Source organism: Pseudomonas sp. LTGT-11-2Z (assembly GCF_003691445.1).
In the GTDB taxonomy this organism is placed as follows: Bacteria; Pseudomonadota; Gammaproteobacteria; order Pseudomonadales; family Pseudomonadaceae; genus Aquipseudomonas; species Aquipseudomonas monteilii.
In genome coordinates this window covers 4052028-4067517 of sequence record NZ_CP033104.1, presented here as the reverse complement: position 1 = coordinate 4067517, position 15490 = coordinate 4052028, and the positions used below count along the sequence as shown (strand labels likewise).

The following is a 15490-nucleotide window of genomic DNA, read 5'->3' as shown; positions in this document are numbered from 1 at the left end:
TTTATGGATGATATCTATCGCGCGGCCGTGGACGCGGCCGCGATCTTTTCGGAAACCGACCTGCGTGGGAACATCACCTACGTCAACCAGCAGTTCTGCAGCATCTCGGGCTACAGCCGCGAGGAGTTGCTGGGAGCCAACCACCGCATCCTCAACTCCGGCCTGCACGAGCCGGCGTTCTTCGTTGGCATGTGGCGGGCCCTGGCCGCCGGGCGGGTGTGGAAGGGCGAGATCTGCAACCGGTCCAAGGACGGTTCGCTGTACTGGGTCGACAGCACCATGGTGCCCTTGGTCGACCCGCTGACCGGCCTGGTGCGCAAGTACGTGTCGATCCGCTTTGACGTCACCGAGAAGCGCCAACTGCTGCACACCTTGCAATGGCGGGTGGGGCACGATGTGCTCACTGGCCTGCCCAATCGCGCCTACCTTTCCGACCTGTTGAACCAGGCCCTGGCCTACTCGCGGCGTGAAGACATCCCGCTGGCGGTGTGCATGCTCGACCTGGATGGCTTCAAGGCGGTCAACGACGGTTACGGGCACTCTGTGGGCGACCTGCTGCTGGTGGAAGTGGCCCAGCGCCTGAAGCGCATCCTGCGCGGGGGGGATGCCGTTGCCCGGTTGTCGGGCGACGAGTTCGTGCTGATCCTGCGCGACGTCGATGATGAGCGAAAGCTGCATGCAGCCCTGCGGCGGGTATTGCGGGCATTGGCGGCCCCCTGTGTGGTTCGGGGGCACACGCTGTCGCTCAGCGCCAGTATCGGCGTGACCCTGTACCCGCAGGATGACGAAGATGCCGATACCCTGGTGCGCCATGCCGACCAGGCCATGTATGTGGCCAAGCAGCGCGGGCGCAACCGGTATCACATGTTTGACGTGTCGCAGGAGCAGGAGCTCAAGGCCACTCACCAGACAGTGGCGCGGGTGCGACGGGCCCTTAACAACCGAGAGCTTTGCCTTTACTTCCAGCCCAAGGTCAACCTGCGCAGCGGCCAGGTGCTGGGCTTCGAGGGCTTGCTGCGCTGGCATCGGCCAGGCCGTGGCGTGGTGCCGCCCGGCGATTTCCTGCCTTGGGTAGAGCAGACCGACCTGATCGTTGAAATCGGCGAGTGGGTGCTCGACCAGGCCTTGACCCAGTTGCAGGCCTGGCAGCAGAAAGGGCAGCCCTGGTCGCTGAGTGTGAACATCGCCGCGCGGCATTTACAGCGCAGTGACTTTGCCGAGCGCCTGCAGCAGCTGTTGGCAGCGTACCCGGCGGTGGACCCGGCCAGGCTGGACCTGGAAATCGTCGAATCCGTCGCCATCGACAACCTGCAGCACGTCAGCCGTTGCCTGGACGCCTGCCGCGCACTGGGCGTGCGCTTCTCGCTGGACGATTTCGGTACCGGCTATTCGTCGTTGAGTTACCTGAAACGCTTGCCGACCCAGACGATCAAGATCGATCAGTCGTTCGTGCGTGACATCCTCCATGATCAGGACGACCTGGCGCTGACAGCGGCGGTGATCGGCCTGGCCCGGGCCTTTGGCCGGGAGGTGATCGCCGAGGGGCTGGAGAGCGTCGAGCACGGCCGGGTGCTGATGGGGCTGGGCTGCGAGCTGGCGCAGGGGTACTGCATTGCCCGGCCTATGCCGGCCAGTGAAGTGCAAGCCTGGGCACAGGCTTACCGGCAACCGGTGCAGTGGCGTAATCCTTGAGCGGCCGTGCAGGTCAATAGATTCATCGCTCACGCAGCCGCTTGTAGAGGGTGGTCCGGCTGATCCCCAGGCCGCGCGCCACTGCTGACAGGTTGCCATTGGCTTGTTCAACCAGCGTCTGCAGGTCTACCGCTTCGGTCGCCACCAGCACAGGCACCTGCAACTCGGCCAGAAACCCTGCAGGCAGGTGCTCGACGCCGACGGGCCCGCTGCCCGCCAAGGCCAGTGCCACCTGCACCACACTGACCAGTTCGCGCACATTGCCAGGCCAGGGGTGCTGATCGAGCAACTCCATAATGGCCGGGGGCAGCCGCGCCGGTTGCCCAGGCTCGCGGTAGCGGGCATGCACCTGGTCGATCAACTGCCGCCGGTCCGCACGCTCGCGCAGCGGCGGCAGCACCACCGTTAGCCCGGCAATGCGGTAATACAAATCCTGACGAAAGCGCCCGGCACGCACCTCTTCGGCCAGGTCGCGGTTGCTCGCCGACACCACGCGGATATCCACCGCTACCGGTTCGCCGCTGCCCAGCGGCTGGATGCTGCGCGATTGCAACACGCGCAGTAGCCGGGCCTGGGTAGGCAGCGGCATGTCGCCGATCTCATCGAGAAACAGGATGCCGTGGTCGGCCTTGCGGATCAGCCCCGGGTTGCCTTTGTGGTGGGCGCCGGTGAACGCGCCTTTGTCGTAGCCGAACAGCTCCGACTCCACCAGTTCGGCCGGGATCGCCGCGCAGTTGACGGCGACCAGGGGCTTGTCGGCGCGGCTGCTGGCACGGTGAAGGGTTTCCACGAACACTTCCTTGCCTACACCGGTTTCACCCTGCACCAACACTGGAATGTCCTTTTCCAGCAGCAGGCCGGCCTGCACTCGCGCTTTTTCCAGGCGCGGCTCGCCGTTGCCAGGTTCAGGACGGTGGGGCGTTTCGCGTGGCGGTTGCCACTGACAATGAAAGCGGTTGCGCCCGGTGGCCTGGAGGGCGAAGGGCTGTTGCCGGGGATGGCTGAGTAACTGCTGCAGGGGCAACTGGAACAGCTGCTCGATGTTCTGCCGCAACGGGTTACCACCGAGCAGGCTGTCGGCCCGGTGGTTGGCGGCCAGCACCTGCCCATGCTCATCGAACACCAGCAGGCCGGCCCAGGGGCTGTCGAGGTTGTCGGAGGCGCTGTTGAAGATCAGTTGTGCGTGCTGGTCGGCATGTTCGGCAAGGATCAGTCGGTTTTCCAGGCTCTGGCCCATCATGCGCACCAGGCCCAGTGTCTGGCTGGGCGGCAGATAGCCGTCGCTAGCCACGTCGAACACCCCGACCAGTTGCCGTGCGGCGTCGAACAGGGGGGCGGCGGCGCTGGACATGTAGCGGTTCTGGCGCAGGAAGTGCTCGTCCTGGCCGACGTGAATGGCCTGGGCACAAATCAGCGCGGTGCCCAAGGCATTTGTGCCAACGCCGCGCTCGTGCCAGTGGGCGCCGGCGCTGAAACCATGCTGCTGGCGCGGCTCGATGAAACGCCGCGAACCCCAGCTGTCGAGCAGGCAGCCGCTGGCATCGGCCAGCATCACCAGGTAGCTGGCGTTGCCTAGCAGGTGTGCATATTGCGGCAGCACTTCCTCGCGGGTCAGGCGCAGCAGGGCTTGGCGTTTCTCCAGCAGTTCGCTGAGTTCGGCGCGGGTCAGGCAGTCGAAGTCCGGTGCATGCTGCGGTTGCAAACCGTGATCGCGGCAGCGGGCCCAGGATGCCTGGATGAGTTGGGCATGGGTCGGAGCGGATGCGGCCATGGGCCTGTCCTGTGTGGTTGTTGTTATGGGCGGACCGCTGTTCAGTGTTGTTCACGGGTGTTCATTGTCAAACTGGCAGGTGTTCAGTTGTTCAGTGATTGTGTTCACTTGCGAACCCCCGATTTGTGTGGTCTGTCGCTCAGGCCCCAAGCCAGAGCATCGGGGAGCAACTGGCACGGAACTGGCTGTGCCCGGCAGACAACAACGACAAGAAGGCCATGCCATGTCCCTGGTGCTGGAGCAGGTCAGCCGCAGCGTCGACAACCAGCCGTGGATCGTCGATGCCTCGCTGCGTTTCGAGCCTGGTTCGTTCAACGTGCTGCTGGGCCGCACCCTGGCCGGCAAGACCAGCCTGATGCGCCTGATGGCCGGGCTCGATCGCCCGGACCGGGGCCGGGTACTGATGGATGGCCAGGACGTGACGGGTGTGCCGGTGCGCCAGCGTAACGTGTCGATGGTGTACCAGCAGTTCATCAATTACCCGACCTTGAGCGTGTACGAAAACATCGCCTCGCCGCTGCGCCAGGCGCGCATGGCCGAGGCGGACATCCGTAGGCGTGTGCAGGAAACTGCCGAGATGTTGCGCATCGAAACCTACCTGCAGCGCCTGCCGCTGGAGCTGTCCGGCGGCCAGCAGCAACGCACGGCGATGGCCCGGGCGCTGGTCAAGGATGCCTCGTTGATCCTCTTTGACGAGCCGTTGGTCAACCTCGACTACAAGTTGCGCGAAGGCCTGCGCCAGGAGCTTCGCGAGCTGTTCGCGGCGCGCCACTGCATTGCGGTATACGCCACCACCGAGCCCAACGAGGCGCTGGCGCTGGGCGGCACCACCACCCTTGTGCATGAGGGTCGCATCGTGCAAAGCGGCCCCACCGCCGAGGTGTATCAGCGCCCGGGCAGTGTGCTGGCGGCCGAACTGTTCTCCGAGCCGCCGATCAACCTGGTGCCTGGCCGTATCAGTGGCAACGAGGTGAGCCTGGCCCAGGCCGTGCATTTTGCCCGCAATGCCGACTTGCAGGCGCTTGCCGAAGGCGACTACCGCTTTGGCGTGCGCCCCAGCCATATCACCCTGGTGCCCGCCCACGATGATGACCTGGAACTGGCGGTGCTGGTGGAGCTGGCCGAGATCAGCGGTTCCGAAACGTTCCTGCATGTGCGTAACGAGCATTGGCGCATGATCCTGCACCTGCCCGGGGTGCATGAATACCAGGTGGACACGCCGATCCGCGTGTTCATCCCCACCCACAAGCTGTTCGTCTTCGACAGCGCCGGGGCGTTGGTGCAGGCCCCGGGGCTGCGCCAGGCAAGGAGAGGGTGATGGCCGAAATCCGCCTGCGCCAACTGGCGCACAGTTACAGTCGCCAGCCCGCCAGCGAGACGGACTATGCCCTGCACGCGCTGGAGCATGTATGGGAGCAGGGTGGCGCCTACGCGTTGCTTGGGCCGTCGGGCTGCGGCAAGTCGACCTTGCTCAATATCATTTCCGGGCTGCTGACGCCGTCCCACGGCGAGGTGCTGTTCGACGGCAAACCGGTCAACCAGCTGTCGCCGCAAGCGCGCAACATTGCCCAGGTGTTTCAGTTCCCGGTGGTGTACGACACCATGACGGTGTTCGACAACCTGGCCTTCCCCTTGCGCAACCAGGGGCTGGATGAAGCCCGGGTGCGTGCCCGGGTGGAAGAAATTGCCGAGGTGCTCGACCTGTCTGCCGTGTTGCGCAAGAAGGCGCGCAACCTCAGTGCCGACGAAAAGCAGAAAGTCTCCATGGGCCGCGGCCTGGTGCGCGATGACGTTTCGGCGATCCTGTTCGACGAGCCGCTGACGGTGATCGACCCGCACCTGAAGTGGAAGCTGCGGCGCAAGCTGAAGCAGATTCACGAGCAGTTCAACATCACCATGATCTACGTCACCCACGACCAGCTGGAGGCATCGACCTTCGCTGACAAGATCGCAGTGATGCACGGTGGCCGCATCGTTCAGTTCGGCACCCCGCGTGAGCTGTTCGAGCGGCCCCGGCATACCTTTGTCGGCTACTTCATCGGCAGCCCGGGCATGAACCTGATCGAGGTGCGTGCCGAAGCCGACGGGGTGGCGTTTGGTGATGTCCACCTGGCGCTGCCCGATGGCCTGCGCGAACGGCTGGCGGCAACGGCAGGCGGGCGCTTGCAAGTGGGCATCCGACCAGAATTCGTGCAGCTGTGGGACAGCCCGTTCGATGGCGCCATCCCCGCACGCGTGCTGGATATCGAAGACCTGGGCACCTACCGCATCGTCACCGTCGAAGTAGGCGGTGTCGCGCTGAAGGCGCGCCTGGGCGAGGACCGCCCGTTGCCTGTGGATCAGGCCTGGGTCAGCTTGCCGGCGCAGTGGTTGATGCTGTACGTCGACGATGTGCTGCTGGAGGCCGGGCCATGAACAAAGTGCCGAACAACAAGGCCTGGTGGCTGGTGCTGCCGGTGTTCCTGCTGGTGGCGTTCAGCGCGGTGGTGCCGATGATGACCGTGGTCAACTACTCGGTGCAGGATATTTTCGACCAGTCCAACCGCTACTTCGTCGGTGCCGACTGGTACCGCCAGGTGCTGCGCGACCCGGCGTTGCATGATGCGCTACTGCGCCAGTTCATCTATTCCGCCTGCGTACTGCTGATCGAGATCCCGCTGGGCATCGGCATTGCCCTGACCATGCCGACCAAGGGGCGCATGGCGTCGGTGTGCCTGATCGTCATGGCCATCCCGCTGCTGATCCCGTGGAACGTGGTGGGCACCATCTGGCAGATCTTCGGCCGTGCCGACATCGGCCTGCTTGGCGCTACCCTGGCCAAGCTCGGGGTCAGCTACAACTACGCGGGCGATCCGTTCGACGCCTGGCTTACGGTGCTGGTGATGGACGTATGGCACTGGACGTCACTGGTGGCACTGCTGTGCTATTCGGGCCTGCGCGCCATCCCCGACGTGTACTACCAGGCCGCGCGCATCGACCGTGCTTCGGGCTGGGCGGTGTTCCGCCACATCCAGCTGCCCAAGCTGAAGAATGTGCTACTCATCGCGGTGATGCTGCGCTTCATGGACAGCTTCATGATCTACACCGAGCCGTTCGTGCTGACCGGTGGCGGGCCGGGTAACGCCACCACTTTCCTCAGCCAGACCCTCACGCGCATGGCCGTGGGGCAGTTCGACCTGGGCCCGGCGGCGGCGTTCTCGCTGGTGTACTTCCTGATCATCCTGCTGGTGTCGTGGCTGTTCTACACAGCCATGACCCATGCCGACAAGGACTAGCCCATGAGCACGCGCAAAACGCTGGCCCTGCTGCTGTATTTCTTCTTCCTGCTGGTGCCGATCTACTGGTTGCTGAACATGTCGTTCAAGAGCAACACCGAGATCCTTGGCGGCCTGACCCTGTGGCCGCAGGCATTCACCCTCGACAACTACCGGGTGATCTTCACCGATGCCAGCTGGTACAGCGGTTACATCAACTCGCTGTACTACGTGTGCCTGAACACGCTGATTTCGTTGCTGGTGGCGCTGCCGGCGGCCTATGCCTTTTCGCGCTACCGCTTCCTCGGCGACCGGCACCTGTTCTTCTGGCTGCTGACCAACCGCATGGCGCCCCCGGCGGTGTTCCTGCTGCCGTTCTTCCAGCTGTACTCGTCGATCGGCCTGTTCGACACCCATATAGCCGTGGCCCTGGCCCATTGCCTGTTCAACGTGCCGCTGGCGGTGTGGATCCTGGAGGGCTTCATGTCGGGCGTGCCAAAGGAAATCGACGAAACGGCCTACATCGACGGCTACAGCTTCCCGCGCTTCTTCATGAAGATCTTCATTCCGCTGATTGGCTCTGGTATCGGCGTGACGGCGTTTTTCTGCTTCATGTTTTCCTGGGTCGAGCTGCTGCTGGCGCGCACCCTGACCTCAGTGAATGCCAAGCCGATTGCTGCCGTGATGACCCGCACCGTGTCGGCCTCGGGTATCGACTGGGGGGTGCTGGCGGCGGCGGGGGTACTGACCATTTTGCCGGGCATGCTGGTGATCTGGTTCGTGCGCAACCATGTGGCCAAGGGCTTTGCCCTGGGCCGGGTGTGAGGAGGGCAACGCATGGAGTGGATGGCCTGGACCTTGCCGACGGCGCTGTTCTTTGCTGCCGTTGGTGTGCTGCTGCTGGGCATGACACTGCTTGAGCTGCGCCGCCCTTGCGTGGAGCGGCGCGGCTTCTTGCCGTTGGTCACCAGCCGGGGTGACCGCTTGTTCATCGGCCTGCTGGCCAGCGCCTACCTGCATTTGCTGGTGGTCGGTGTCAGCGATTGGCCGTTGTGGGTGGCCTCGCTGCTGTCGCTGGCGTGGCTGGTGGTGGTGCTGCGCTGGGGCTGAGCGAGCGGCCCTGTGGATTAACAGAAACGGGAGATCACAATGTTCGATAACAAGCATAAAACGCGACATTTGACCCTGGCCGCGTTGCTGGTGCTGGCCAGCGTGCATGGCACAGCCTGGGCCGACCAATACGAGGACGCCGCGAAGAAATGGCTTGGCAGCGAGTTCAAGCCATCGACGCTAACGCCGGAACAGCAGATGGCCGAGATGAAGTGGTTCATCAAGGCCGCCGAGCCGTTCCGTGGCATGAAGATCAACGTGGTGTCGGAAACCATCACCACCCATGAATACGAGTCCAAAGTGCTGGCCAAGGCCTTCAGCGAAATCACCGGCATCCAGCTGACCCACGACCTGCTCCAGGAAGGCGACGTGGTGGAGAAACTGCAGACACAGATGCAGTCGGACAAGAACATCTACGACGGTTGGGTCAACGACTCCGACCTGATCGGTACGCACTTTCGCTACGGCAAGGTGGAATCGATCACCGACCTGATGGCCAACGAAGGCAAGGACTACACCTCGCCGACCCTGGACCTGAAGGACTTCATCGGCATTTCCTTCACCACCGCGCCAGACGGCAAGGTCTACCAGCTGCCTGACCAGCAGTTCGCCAACCTGTACTGGTTCCGCGCCGACTGGTTCGAGCGCCCTGAGCTGAAAGCCAAATTCAAGGAAAAGTACGGCTACGAGCTGGGTGTGCCGGTTAACTGGTCGGCCTATGAAGACATTGCCAAGTTCTTTACCGAAGACGTCAAGGAAATCGACGGCAAGCGCGTCTATGGCCATATGGACTACGGCAAGAAAGACCCGTCGCTGGGCTGGCGCTTCACGGATGCCTGGTTCTCCATGGCTGGTGGTGGCGACAAAGGGCTGCCCAACGGCCTGCCGGTGGATGAATGGGGCATTCGCGTGGAGGACTGCCACCCGGTGGGCTCCAGTGTCACCCGTGGCGGAGACACCAACGGCCCGGCCGCTGTATATGCCACCCAGAAGTACGTGGACTGGATGCGTGCCTATGCGCCCAAGGAAGCGCAGGGCATGACCTTCTCCGAGGCGGGGCCGGTGCCGGCGCAGGGCAACATCGCCCAGCAGATCTTCTGGTACACCGCGTTTACCGCCGACATGACCAAGCCCGGATTGCCGGTGGTGAATGCCGATGGCACGCCGAAGTGGCGCATGGCGCCCTCGCCGAAGGGACCTTATTGGGAGGAGGGGATGAAGCTGGGCTATCAGGACACGGGATCGTGGACGTTCTTCAAGTCCACCCCCGAGAAGCAACGCCTGGCAGCGTGGTTGTATGCCCAGTTCGTCACCTCCAAGACCGTCTCGCTGAAGAAGACCATCGTCGGCCTGACGCCGATTCGCGAGTCGGACATCAACTCCCAGGCCATGACCGACCTGGCACCCAAGCTGGGTGGGCTGGTGGAATTCTACCGCAGCCCGGCACGGGTGCAGTGGACACCCACCGGTACCAACGTACCGGATTATCCACGGTTGGCGCAGTTGTGGTGGAGCCATATCGCCGAGGTGGCCAGCGGCGAGAAGACCCCGCAGGAAGCGCTGGATGGCCTGGCGCGGGATCAGGACCGCATGATGGAACGCTTGCAACGGTCCAATGCCCAGGCCACCTGTGCGCCCAAGCTAAACCCGGAGAAGGATGCCCAGTACTGGTTCGACCAGCCGGGTGCTCCGAAACCCAAGCTGGCCAACGAAAAACCCAAGGGCGAGACGGTCAGCTACAACGAGCTGCTTAAATCGTGGGAAGCGGCCAGGAAGTGATCGCCTAAGCTCAGTGATTAACCACAGGCAAAAAAAACGGCACCTGCCAGAGGTGCCGTTTTCATTTTGCGCCGTGTTACTTGTGCAGCTCTTCTGCCGCATACAGCGTGTTTTCCAGCAGGCAGGCACGGGTCATCGGCCCGACGCCACCCGGCACCGGCGTGATCCAGCCAGCGCGCGGCAGGGCGGTCTCGTAGACCACGTCGCCAACCAGCTTGCCGTCTTCCTGGCGGTTGATGCCCACGTCGATGACGATAGCGCCTTCCTTGACCCACTCACCCTTGACCAGGCCCGGCTTGCCGGCGGCCACGACCACCAGGTCGGCGCGCCCGACATGGCCAGCCAGGTCTTTGGTGAAGCGGTGGCAGACGGTGACGGTGCAGCCGGCCAGCAGCAGTTCCATGGCCATCGGGCGACCCACGATGTTAGAAGCGCCAACGATCACCGCATCCATGCCGTACAGGTCCTGGCCGGTGCTTTCCAGCAGGGCCATGATGCCTTTCGGCGTGCACGGGCGCAGCAGCGGGATGCGCTGGGCCAGGCGGCCGATGTTATACGGGTGGAAACCGTCCACATCCTTGTCCGGGCGAATGCGCTCGAGCAGCAGGGAGGCGTCCAGGTGCGCCGGCAGCGGCAACTGCAGCAGGATGCCGTCGACAGCCGGGTCGTCATTGAGGCGGTCGATCAGCTCGGTCAGGGCCTGCTGCGAGGTCTCGCTGGGCAGGTCGAACGCCTGCGAAATGAAGCCGACCTCTTCGCAGTCCTTGCGCTTGTGCGAGACATAGACTTGGGAGGCGGGGTCGGTGCCGACCAGGATCACTGCCAGGCCCGGCGTACGCAGGCCTTGCTGGCGACGCTCCACGACACGTTGAGCGATCTGCTTGCGCAGGTTGGCGGCGATCGCCTTGCCATCGATTAGGTGTGCAGTCATAGACGCGTGATTAACCATCGAGAAGGAAACAATAAAGAGCGCGCATTCTCGCACGACACGGCCCACGGGCAAAGGCGGGTGGTCGGGCAAATCCCCTAACCCCTTAAATAATTTAAATTTTTTTTAAAAAGGTGTTGACGAGGTACAGGGTCGACTATAAGATTCGCCGCACTTGTCGGGCACAGCCTAGCACTGGTTGGCTAAGTCGGGCAGAATGAGTGGTTTAGCAGTTATCTGTTAAGGTCTCGTTCGGTTAGGCTTCAAGCTTAAGCGCCCGTAGCTCAGCTGGATAGAGCATCCGCCTTCTAAGCGGATGGTCGCAGGTTCGAGTCCTGCCGGGTGCGCCATTAGGCAGCTTTGGCACGCAAGTAGGCGGTAATGCAATATGGTGGGCGTAGCTCAGTTGGTAGAGCGCTGGATTGTGATTCCAGTTGTCGTGGGTTCGATTCCCATCGTCCACCCCATATTTTTCAAGGGCGCCTCGATAGCATCTGGCGCCTTTGTTTTAAGCGTTACGCGGACGTGGTGAAATTGGTAGACACACTGGATTTAGGTTCCAGCGGCGCAAGCTGTAAGAGTTCGAGTCTCTTCGTCCGCACCATGCTTCTGTAAGGTAGTGCCGCAACATCGCAAGACTGCAATATGGTGGGCGTAGCTCAGTTGGTAGAGCGCTGGATTGTGATTCCAGTTGTCGTGGGTTCGATTCCCATCGTCCACCCCATATTCTTGAAAAGGCGCCTTGATCGTGAGATCGGGCGCCTTTTTTTTTGGGGTTGTGTGGCTGCGGTGTGCATGTCTTGAGTGTTCTGGCGCCTGTGAGATCGAGCGCCACAAACCTCACGCCAGAAACTAGCGACCGCGACGCAATTCCCCCTTGCAATCCTCTGGTGACACCCCAATAAAAGCTGTTAGATTTCAGCCGGTTGAAACAACGGCCCAGTTGGCCGGCAGAGGAACAACCCGATGATCGCAAAAGAAGCCCGTCAGGCCCTGGCGCTACAGCGCTTTGCCGAGGCCAATCCGCAGCTGCTCGAAGAGATCCGCGAGCTGGATCCGCGCGAGCAGGCCCAGCAGATCGAATGGGCATTCGAGGATGCGGCCGAGGAGCAGGGTATCCAGCCTTGGGAGCTGGCCCTGCAACTGATCGCCGAAACCCCGGAGCAACTGCAGGCCATGCGCCTGGAGACGCACCGCGAGGTCGCCGAGGCGCTGGGGATGGAATGGGAAGAGTACTGCCAGTTCAACGAAATCGACCCTGAATAAAGGAAGCGAAATCGTTGTTGGCAGTTGTTTGACAAGGTATTTCGGCTGTAGGGCGCCCCAGGTGTCGTGCGGCCCTTATTGAAACAGGTCTGGCGGTGCGCCGTACGGGCCTTGAAAGTTAATCGACCGGCGTGGTTTCCCGTCGTCCCGAGTGGGGTGACTTCTGCTGCGCGACTCACTAGAATGCTTGCCCTTGATTCTGGAGTCGGGCTAACGCCGGCTAACGTCTGTGCAACGAGGAATATCCATGCAAGTTTCTGTTGAAAACACTTCCGCTCTCGAGCGCCGCATGACCATCGCCGTTCCGGCCGAGCGCGTCGAGAACGAAGTCAACAAGCGTCTGCAGCAGACTGCCAAGCGCGCCAAGGTTGCCGGCTTCCGCCCAGGCAAGGTGCCAATGAGCGTGATCCGTCAGCGCTTCGAGGCCGATGCCCGCCAAGAGGCTTTCGGTGACCTGGTCCAGGCTTCCTTCTACGAAGCCATCGTCGAGCAGAAGCTGAACCCGGCTGGCGCTCCGGCTGTAGAGCCCAAGTCCTTCGAAAAGGGCAAGGACCTGGAATTCGTCGCCACCTTCGAAGTGTTCCCTGAGTTCACTGTTGCCGGCCTGGAGTCGATCAGCGTCGAGCGCCTGAGCGCCGAAGTGGCTGACGCCGACCTGGACAACATGCTGGAAGTGCTGCGCAAGCAGAACACCCGCTTTGAAGCCGTCGAGCGTGCCGCGCAGAACGACGACCAGGTCAACATCGACTTCGTCGGCAAGGTCGACGGTGAAGTGTTCGCCGGTGGTTCGGCCAAGGGCACCCAGCTGGTACTGGGCTCCGGCCGCATGATCCCAGGCTTTGAAGACGGCCTGGTTGGCGCCAAGGCTGGCGAAGAGCGCGTTGTCAACGTGACCTTCCCAGAGGACTACCAGAACCTGGACCTGGCTGGCAAAGCCGCCGAGTTCACCATCACCGTCAACAGCGTTGCCGCCCCTGTGCTGCCAGAGCTGAACGAAGAATTCTTCGCCCAGTTCGGCATCAAGGAATCGACCCTGGAAGGCTTCCGCACCGAGGTTCGCAAGAACATGGAGCGTGAGCTGCGTCAGGCGATCAAGACCAAGGTCAAGAACCAGGTCATGGACGGTCTGCTGGCCGCCAACCCGATCGAAGTGCCAAAAGCCCTGCTGGAAAACGAAGTCAACCGTCTGCGCGTGCAGGCTGTTCAGCAGTTCGGTGGCAACATCAAGCCAGAGCAACTGCCAGCCGAGCTGTTCGAAGAGCAAGCCAAGCGCCGCGTTGTGCTGGGCCTGATCGTTGCTGAAGTGGTCAAGCAGTTCGAACTGAAGCCGGACGACGCCAAGGTTCGCGAAATGATCGAAGAAATGGCTTCGGCTTACCAGGAGCCTGAGCAGGTCATCGCTTGGTACTACAAGAACGACCAGCAACTGAACGAAGTGCGTTCGGTTGTGCTGGAAGAACAAGTTGTAGATACTGTTCTGCAGAAAGCGACTGTGACCGACAAGTCGGTCTCGTACGAAGATGCCGTTAAACCAGCACAGGCTCCTGCCGAAGCTGAGTAATAAGGTTCTCTCGTAGGAAACCCCCACAAGCCAGCCTTCGAGCTGGCTTGTGCGTATTCAAGCCATGACTATTTGGGAGTGAGCGCAGGACATGTCCCGCAATTCTTATATTCAGCAGAGCTCTGACATCCAGGCCGCAGGCGGCCTGGTCCCGATGGTTATCGAGCAGTCCGCCCGTGGCGAACGCGCTTACGACATCTACTCGCGCCTGTTGAAGGAGCGTGTAATTTTCCTGGTCGGCCCGGTAGAGGACTACATGGCCAACCTCGTCGTTGCGCAACTGCTGTTCCTTGAAGCGGAAAACCCGGACAAGGATATCCATCTGTACATCAACTCGCCGGGTGGCTCCGTCACCGCCGGCATGTCGATTTACGACACCATGCAGTTCATCAAGCCGGACGTTTCGACCATCTGCATCGGCCAGGCCTGCAGCATGGGCGCCTTCCTGCTGGCTGCCGGTGCCAAAGGCAAGCGTCACTGCTTGCCGAACTCGCGCGTGATGATCCACCAACCGTTGGGCGGCTTCCAGGGGCAGGCGACCGATATCGAGATCCATGCCCAGGAAATCCTCAATATCAAGGCCCGTCTGAACGAGCTGCTGGCCTACCACACCGGCCAGGACCTCGAGACCATCAAGCGCGACACCGAGCGTGACAACTTCATGAGCGCCTCGCGCGCGGCCGAGTACGGCCTGATCGACTCGGTCTACGACAAGCGGCAACTGGCCTCCTGAACCGGGGCGCCAGAGCAGGTAGGTGCGCAAAGCGCCTACCTGCGGACTTGAAAAAGCCCGCAATTGCCTTCATCTTGTGTTGCAAGCCTACCGGATTGGATCGATCGAATGACTGACACCCGTAACGGCGAGGACAGCGGCAAATTGCTTTATTGCTCCTTCTGCGGCAAAAGCCAGCACGAAGTGCGCAAACTGATTGCCGGGCCCTCGGTATTTATCTGCGACGAGTGCGTCGACCTGTGCAATGACATCATCCGTGAGGAGGTGCAGGAAGCCCAGGCCGAGAGCAGCGCGCACAAATTACCTTCGCCGAAAGAAATCAGCGGCATCCTGGACCAGTACGTCATTGGTCAGGAGCGCGCGAAGAAGGTGCTGGCCGTAGCGGTGTACAACCACTACAAGCGCCTGAACCAGCGTGACAAGAAGGGTGACGAAGTCGAACTGGGCAAGAGCAACATCCTGCTCATCGGGCCGACCGGCTCGGGCAAGACCCTGCTCGCCGAAACCCTGGCACGCCTGTTGAACGTACCGTTCACCATTGCCGACGCCACCACCCTGACCGAAGCCGGTTATGTGGGTGAGGACGTCGAGAACATCATCCAGAAGCTGTTGCAGAAGTGCGACTACGACGTGGAAAAGGCCCAGATGGGCATTGTCTACATCGACGAGATCGACAAGATCTCGCGCAAGTCGGACAACCCGTCCATCACCCGTGACGTTTCGGGCGAGGGCGTGCAGCAGGCGTTGTTGAAACTGATCGAAGGCACCGTGGCTTCGGTTCCACCGCAAGGTGGCCGTAAACACCCGCAACAGGAATTCCTGCAGGTTGATACCCGCAACATCCTGTTCATCTGTGGTGGTGCGTTCTCGGGCCTGGAAAAGGTTATCCAGAACCGCTCCACCAAAGGTGGTATCGGTTTTGGCGCCGAAGTGCGCAGCAAGGAAGAGGGCAAGAAGGTTGGCGAGTCCCTGCGTGAGGTCGAGCCGGACGATCTGGTCAAGTTTGGCCTGATTCCGGAATTCGTCGGCCGTCTGCCGGTGCTGGCGACCCTCGACGAGCTGGACGAGGCTGCGCTGATGCAGATTCTCACCGAGCCGAAGAATGCCCTGACCAAGCAGTATGCCAAGCTGTTCGAGATGGAAAGCGTCGACCTCGAGTTCCGCAGTGATGCACTCAAGGCCGTTGCCCGCAAGGCTCTGGAGCGCAAGACTGGCGCCCGTGGCCTGCGTTCGATCCTCGAAGGCGTGCTGCTCGACACCATGTACGAGATCCCTTCCAAGAAGGATGTCAGCAAGGTGGTGATCGATGAGAGCGTCATCGAGGGTACCTCGCAGCCGCTGATGATCTACGAAAACAGCGAGCCGCAAGCCAAGGCCGCGCCAGACGCCTGATTCA

Annotated in this window: 13 protein-coding genes and 4 tRNA genes; 15 read left to right on the top strand and 2 right to left on the bottom strand. The window is 61.9% G+C overall.

Annotated elements, in window-relative coordinates:
• Positions 1-3: 3 nt before the first annotated feature.
• Positions 4-1692 carry a bifunctional diguanylate cyclase/phosphodiesterase gene (locus tag D8767_RS19070; RefSeq protein WP_016714780.1) on the top strand — a complete coding sequence of 563 codons (1689 nt, stop codon included), beginning with the start codon at positions 4-6 and terminating at the stop codon, positions 1690-1692.
• Between the two features lie 22 nt (positions 1693-1714).
• On the opposite strand, the gene D8767_RS19065 is transcribed toward D8767_RS19070, so the two are convergent.
• On the bottom strand, positions 1715-3463 hold the full coding sequence (locus tag D8767_RS19065) for a sigma-54-dependent Fis family transcriptional regulator (RefSeq protein ID WP_016714779.1): 1749 nt from the start codon (positions 3461-3463) through the stop codon (positions 1715-1717).
• A 223-nt stretch (positions 3464-3686) separates the two neighbouring features.
• On the opposite strand from D8767_RS19065, the gene D8767_RS19060 reads away from it, so the two are divergent.
• Genes D8767_RS19060 through D8767_RS19035 form a run of 6 tightly spaced genes read left to right on the top strand, consistent with a single transcriptional unit; the run spans position 3687 to position 9606 of the window.
• Positions 3687-4781, top strand: coding sequence for an ABC transporter ATP-binding protein (locus D8767_RS19060; protein ID WP_016714778.1), 1095 nt, complete (start codon positions 3687-3689; stop codon positions 4779-4781).
• A complete protein-coding gene (locus tag D8767_RS19055) occupies positions 4781-5878 on the top strand; it encodes an ABC transporter ATP-binding protein (protein ID WP_016714777.1) in 1098 nt (365 codons plus the stop codon). Before D8767_RS19060 ends, D8767_RS19055 begins: the two co-directional genes overlap by 1 nt.
• Positions 5875-6738: a carbohydrate ABC transporter permease gene (locus D8767_RS19050; RefSeq protein WP_016714776.1), complete on the top strand. Its 864-nt coding sequence runs from the start codon at positions 5875-5877 to the stop codon at positions 6736-6738. The genes D8767_RS19055 and D8767_RS19050 overlap by 4 nt, the downstream gene beginning before the upstream one ends.
• A gap of 3 nt (positions 6739-6741) precedes the next feature.
• Positions 6742-7542: a carbohydrate ABC transporter permease gene (locus tag D8767_RS19045; protein WP_016714775.1), complete on the top strand. Its 801-nt coding sequence runs from the start codon at positions 6742-6744 to the stop codon at positions 7540-7542.
• Between the two features lie 12 nt (positions 7543-7554).
• Complete coding sequence (locus D8767_RS19040; protein WP_016714774.1) at positions 7555-7827, top strand: DUF2160 domain-containing protein; 273 nt, start codon at positions 7555-7557, stop codon at positions 7825-7827.
• Positions 7828-7866: 39 nt separating this feature from the next.
• Entirely contained in the window at positions 7867-9606 is a 1740-nt protein-coding gene (locus D8767_RS19035; RefSeq protein ID WP_016714773.1) for an ABC transporter substrate-binding protein, read from the top strand.
• 76 nt (positions 9607-9682) lie between these two features.
• Here the strand turns inward: D8767_RS19035 and folD are convergent, their stop codons facing one another.
• Complete coding sequence (folD, locus tag D8767_RS19030) at positions 9683-10537, bottom strand: bifunctional methylenetetrahydrofolate dehydrogenase/methenyltetrahydrofolate cyclohydrolase FolD (protein ID WP_016714772.1); 855 nt, start codon at positions 10535-10537, stop codon at positions 9683-9685.
• Positions 10538-10807: 270 nt separating this feature from the next.
• Here folD and D8767_RS19025 point away from each other — a divergent pair.
• The 8 genes from D8767_RS19025 (at position 10808) to clpX (ending at position 15486) form a co-directional block, all read left to right on the top strand.
• Positions 10808-10884 (top strand) — tRNA-Arg (locus D8767_RS19025).
• A gap of 41 nt (positions 10885-10925) precedes the next feature.
• Positions 10926-11001 (top strand) — tRNA-His (locus D8767_RS19020).
• Positions 11002-11053: 52 nt separating this feature from the next.
• Positions 11054-11138: transfer RNA gene (locus D8767_RS19015), tRNA-Leu, on the top strand.
• 44 nt (positions 11139-11182) lie between these two features.
• Positions 11183-11258, top strand: a tRNA-His gene (locus D8767_RS19010).
• A 242-nt stretch (positions 11259-11500) separates the two neighbouring features.
• Positions 11501-11800, top strand: a complete 300-nt coding sequence (locus tag D8767_RS19005) for a DUF6388 family protein (protein ID WP_016714771.1) — start codon at positions 11501-11503, stop codon at positions 11798-11800.
• Between the two features lie 247 nt (positions 11801-12047).
• On the top strand, positions 12048-13361 hold the full coding sequence (tig, locus tag D8767_RS19000) for a trigger factor (RefSeq protein ID WP_016714770.1): 1314 nt from the start codon (positions 12048-12050) through the stop codon (positions 13359-13361).
• Positions 13362-13452: 91 nt separating this feature from the next.
• Positions 13453-14094, top strand: coding sequence for an ATP-dependent Clp endopeptidase proteolytic subunit ClpP (clpP, locus tag D8767_RS18995; protein WP_003259400.1), 642 nt, complete (start codon positions 13453-13455; stop codon positions 14092-14094).
• Positions 14095-14202: 108 nt separating this feature from the next.
• Positions 14203-15486, top strand: a complete 1284-nt coding sequence (gene clpX / locus D8767_RS18990; protein WP_003250242.1) for an ATP-dependent Clp protease ATP-binding subunit ClpX — start codon at positions 14203-14205, stop codon at positions 15484-15486.
• The last annotated feature ends 4 nt before the right edge of the window (positions 15487-15490 follow it).

Excerpts from the sequence above, each read along its gene's own strand:
- clpX (WP_003250242.1), top strand. The coding sequence starts at position 14,203 with ATGACTGACACCCGTAACGGCGAGGACAGCGGCAAATTGCTTTATTGC.
- tig (WP_016714770.1), top strand. The coding sequence starts at position 12,048 with ATGCAAGTTTCTGTTGAAAACACTTCCGCTCTCGAGCGCCGCATGACC.
- D8767_RS19065 (WP_016714779.1), bottom strand. The coding sequence starts at position 3,463 with ATGGCCGCATCCGCTCCGACCCATGCCCAACTCATCCAGGCATCCTGG.
- D8767_RS19005 (WP_016714771.1), top strand. The coding sequence starts at position 11,501 with ATGATCGCAAAAGAAGCCCGTCAGGCCCTGGCGCTACAGCGCTTTGCC.
- D8767_RS19035 (WP_016714773.1), top strand. The coding sequence starts at position 7,867 with ATGTTCGATAACAAGCATAAAACGCGACATTTGACCCTGGCCGCGTTG.
- D8767_RS19050 (WP_016714776.1), top strand. The coding sequence starts at position 5,875 with ATGAACAAAGTGCCGAACAACAAGGCCTGGTGGCTGGTGCTGCCGGTG.
- D8767_RS19040 (WP_016714774.1), top strand. The coding sequence starts at position 7,555 with ATGGAGTGGATGGCCTGGACCTTGCCGACGGCGCTGTTCTTTGCTGCC.
- clpP (WP_003259400.1), top strand. The coding sequence starts at position 13,453 with ATGTCCCGCAATTCTTATATTCAGCAGAGCTCTGACATCCAGGCCGCA.
- D8767_RS19045 (WP_016714775.1), top strand. The coding sequence starts at position 6,742 with ATGAGCACGCGCAAAACGCTGGCCCTGCTGCTGTATTTCTTCTTCCTG.
- D8767_RS19055 (WP_016714777.1), top strand. The coding sequence starts at position 4,781 with ATGGCCGAAATCCGCCTGCGCCAACTGGCGCACAGTTACAGTCGCCAG.
- folD (WP_016714772.1), bottom strand. The coding sequence starts at position 10,537 with ATGACTGCACACCTAATCGATGGCAAGGCGATCGCCGCCAACCTGCGC.
- D8767_RS19070 (WP_016714780.1), top strand. The coding sequence starts at position 4 with ATGGATGATATCTATCGCGCGGCCGTGGACGCGGCCGCGATCTTTTCG.
- D8767_RS19060 (WP_016714778.1), top strand. The coding sequence starts at position 3,687 with ATGTCCCTGGTGCTGGAGCAGGTCAGCCGCAGCGTCGACAACCAGCCG.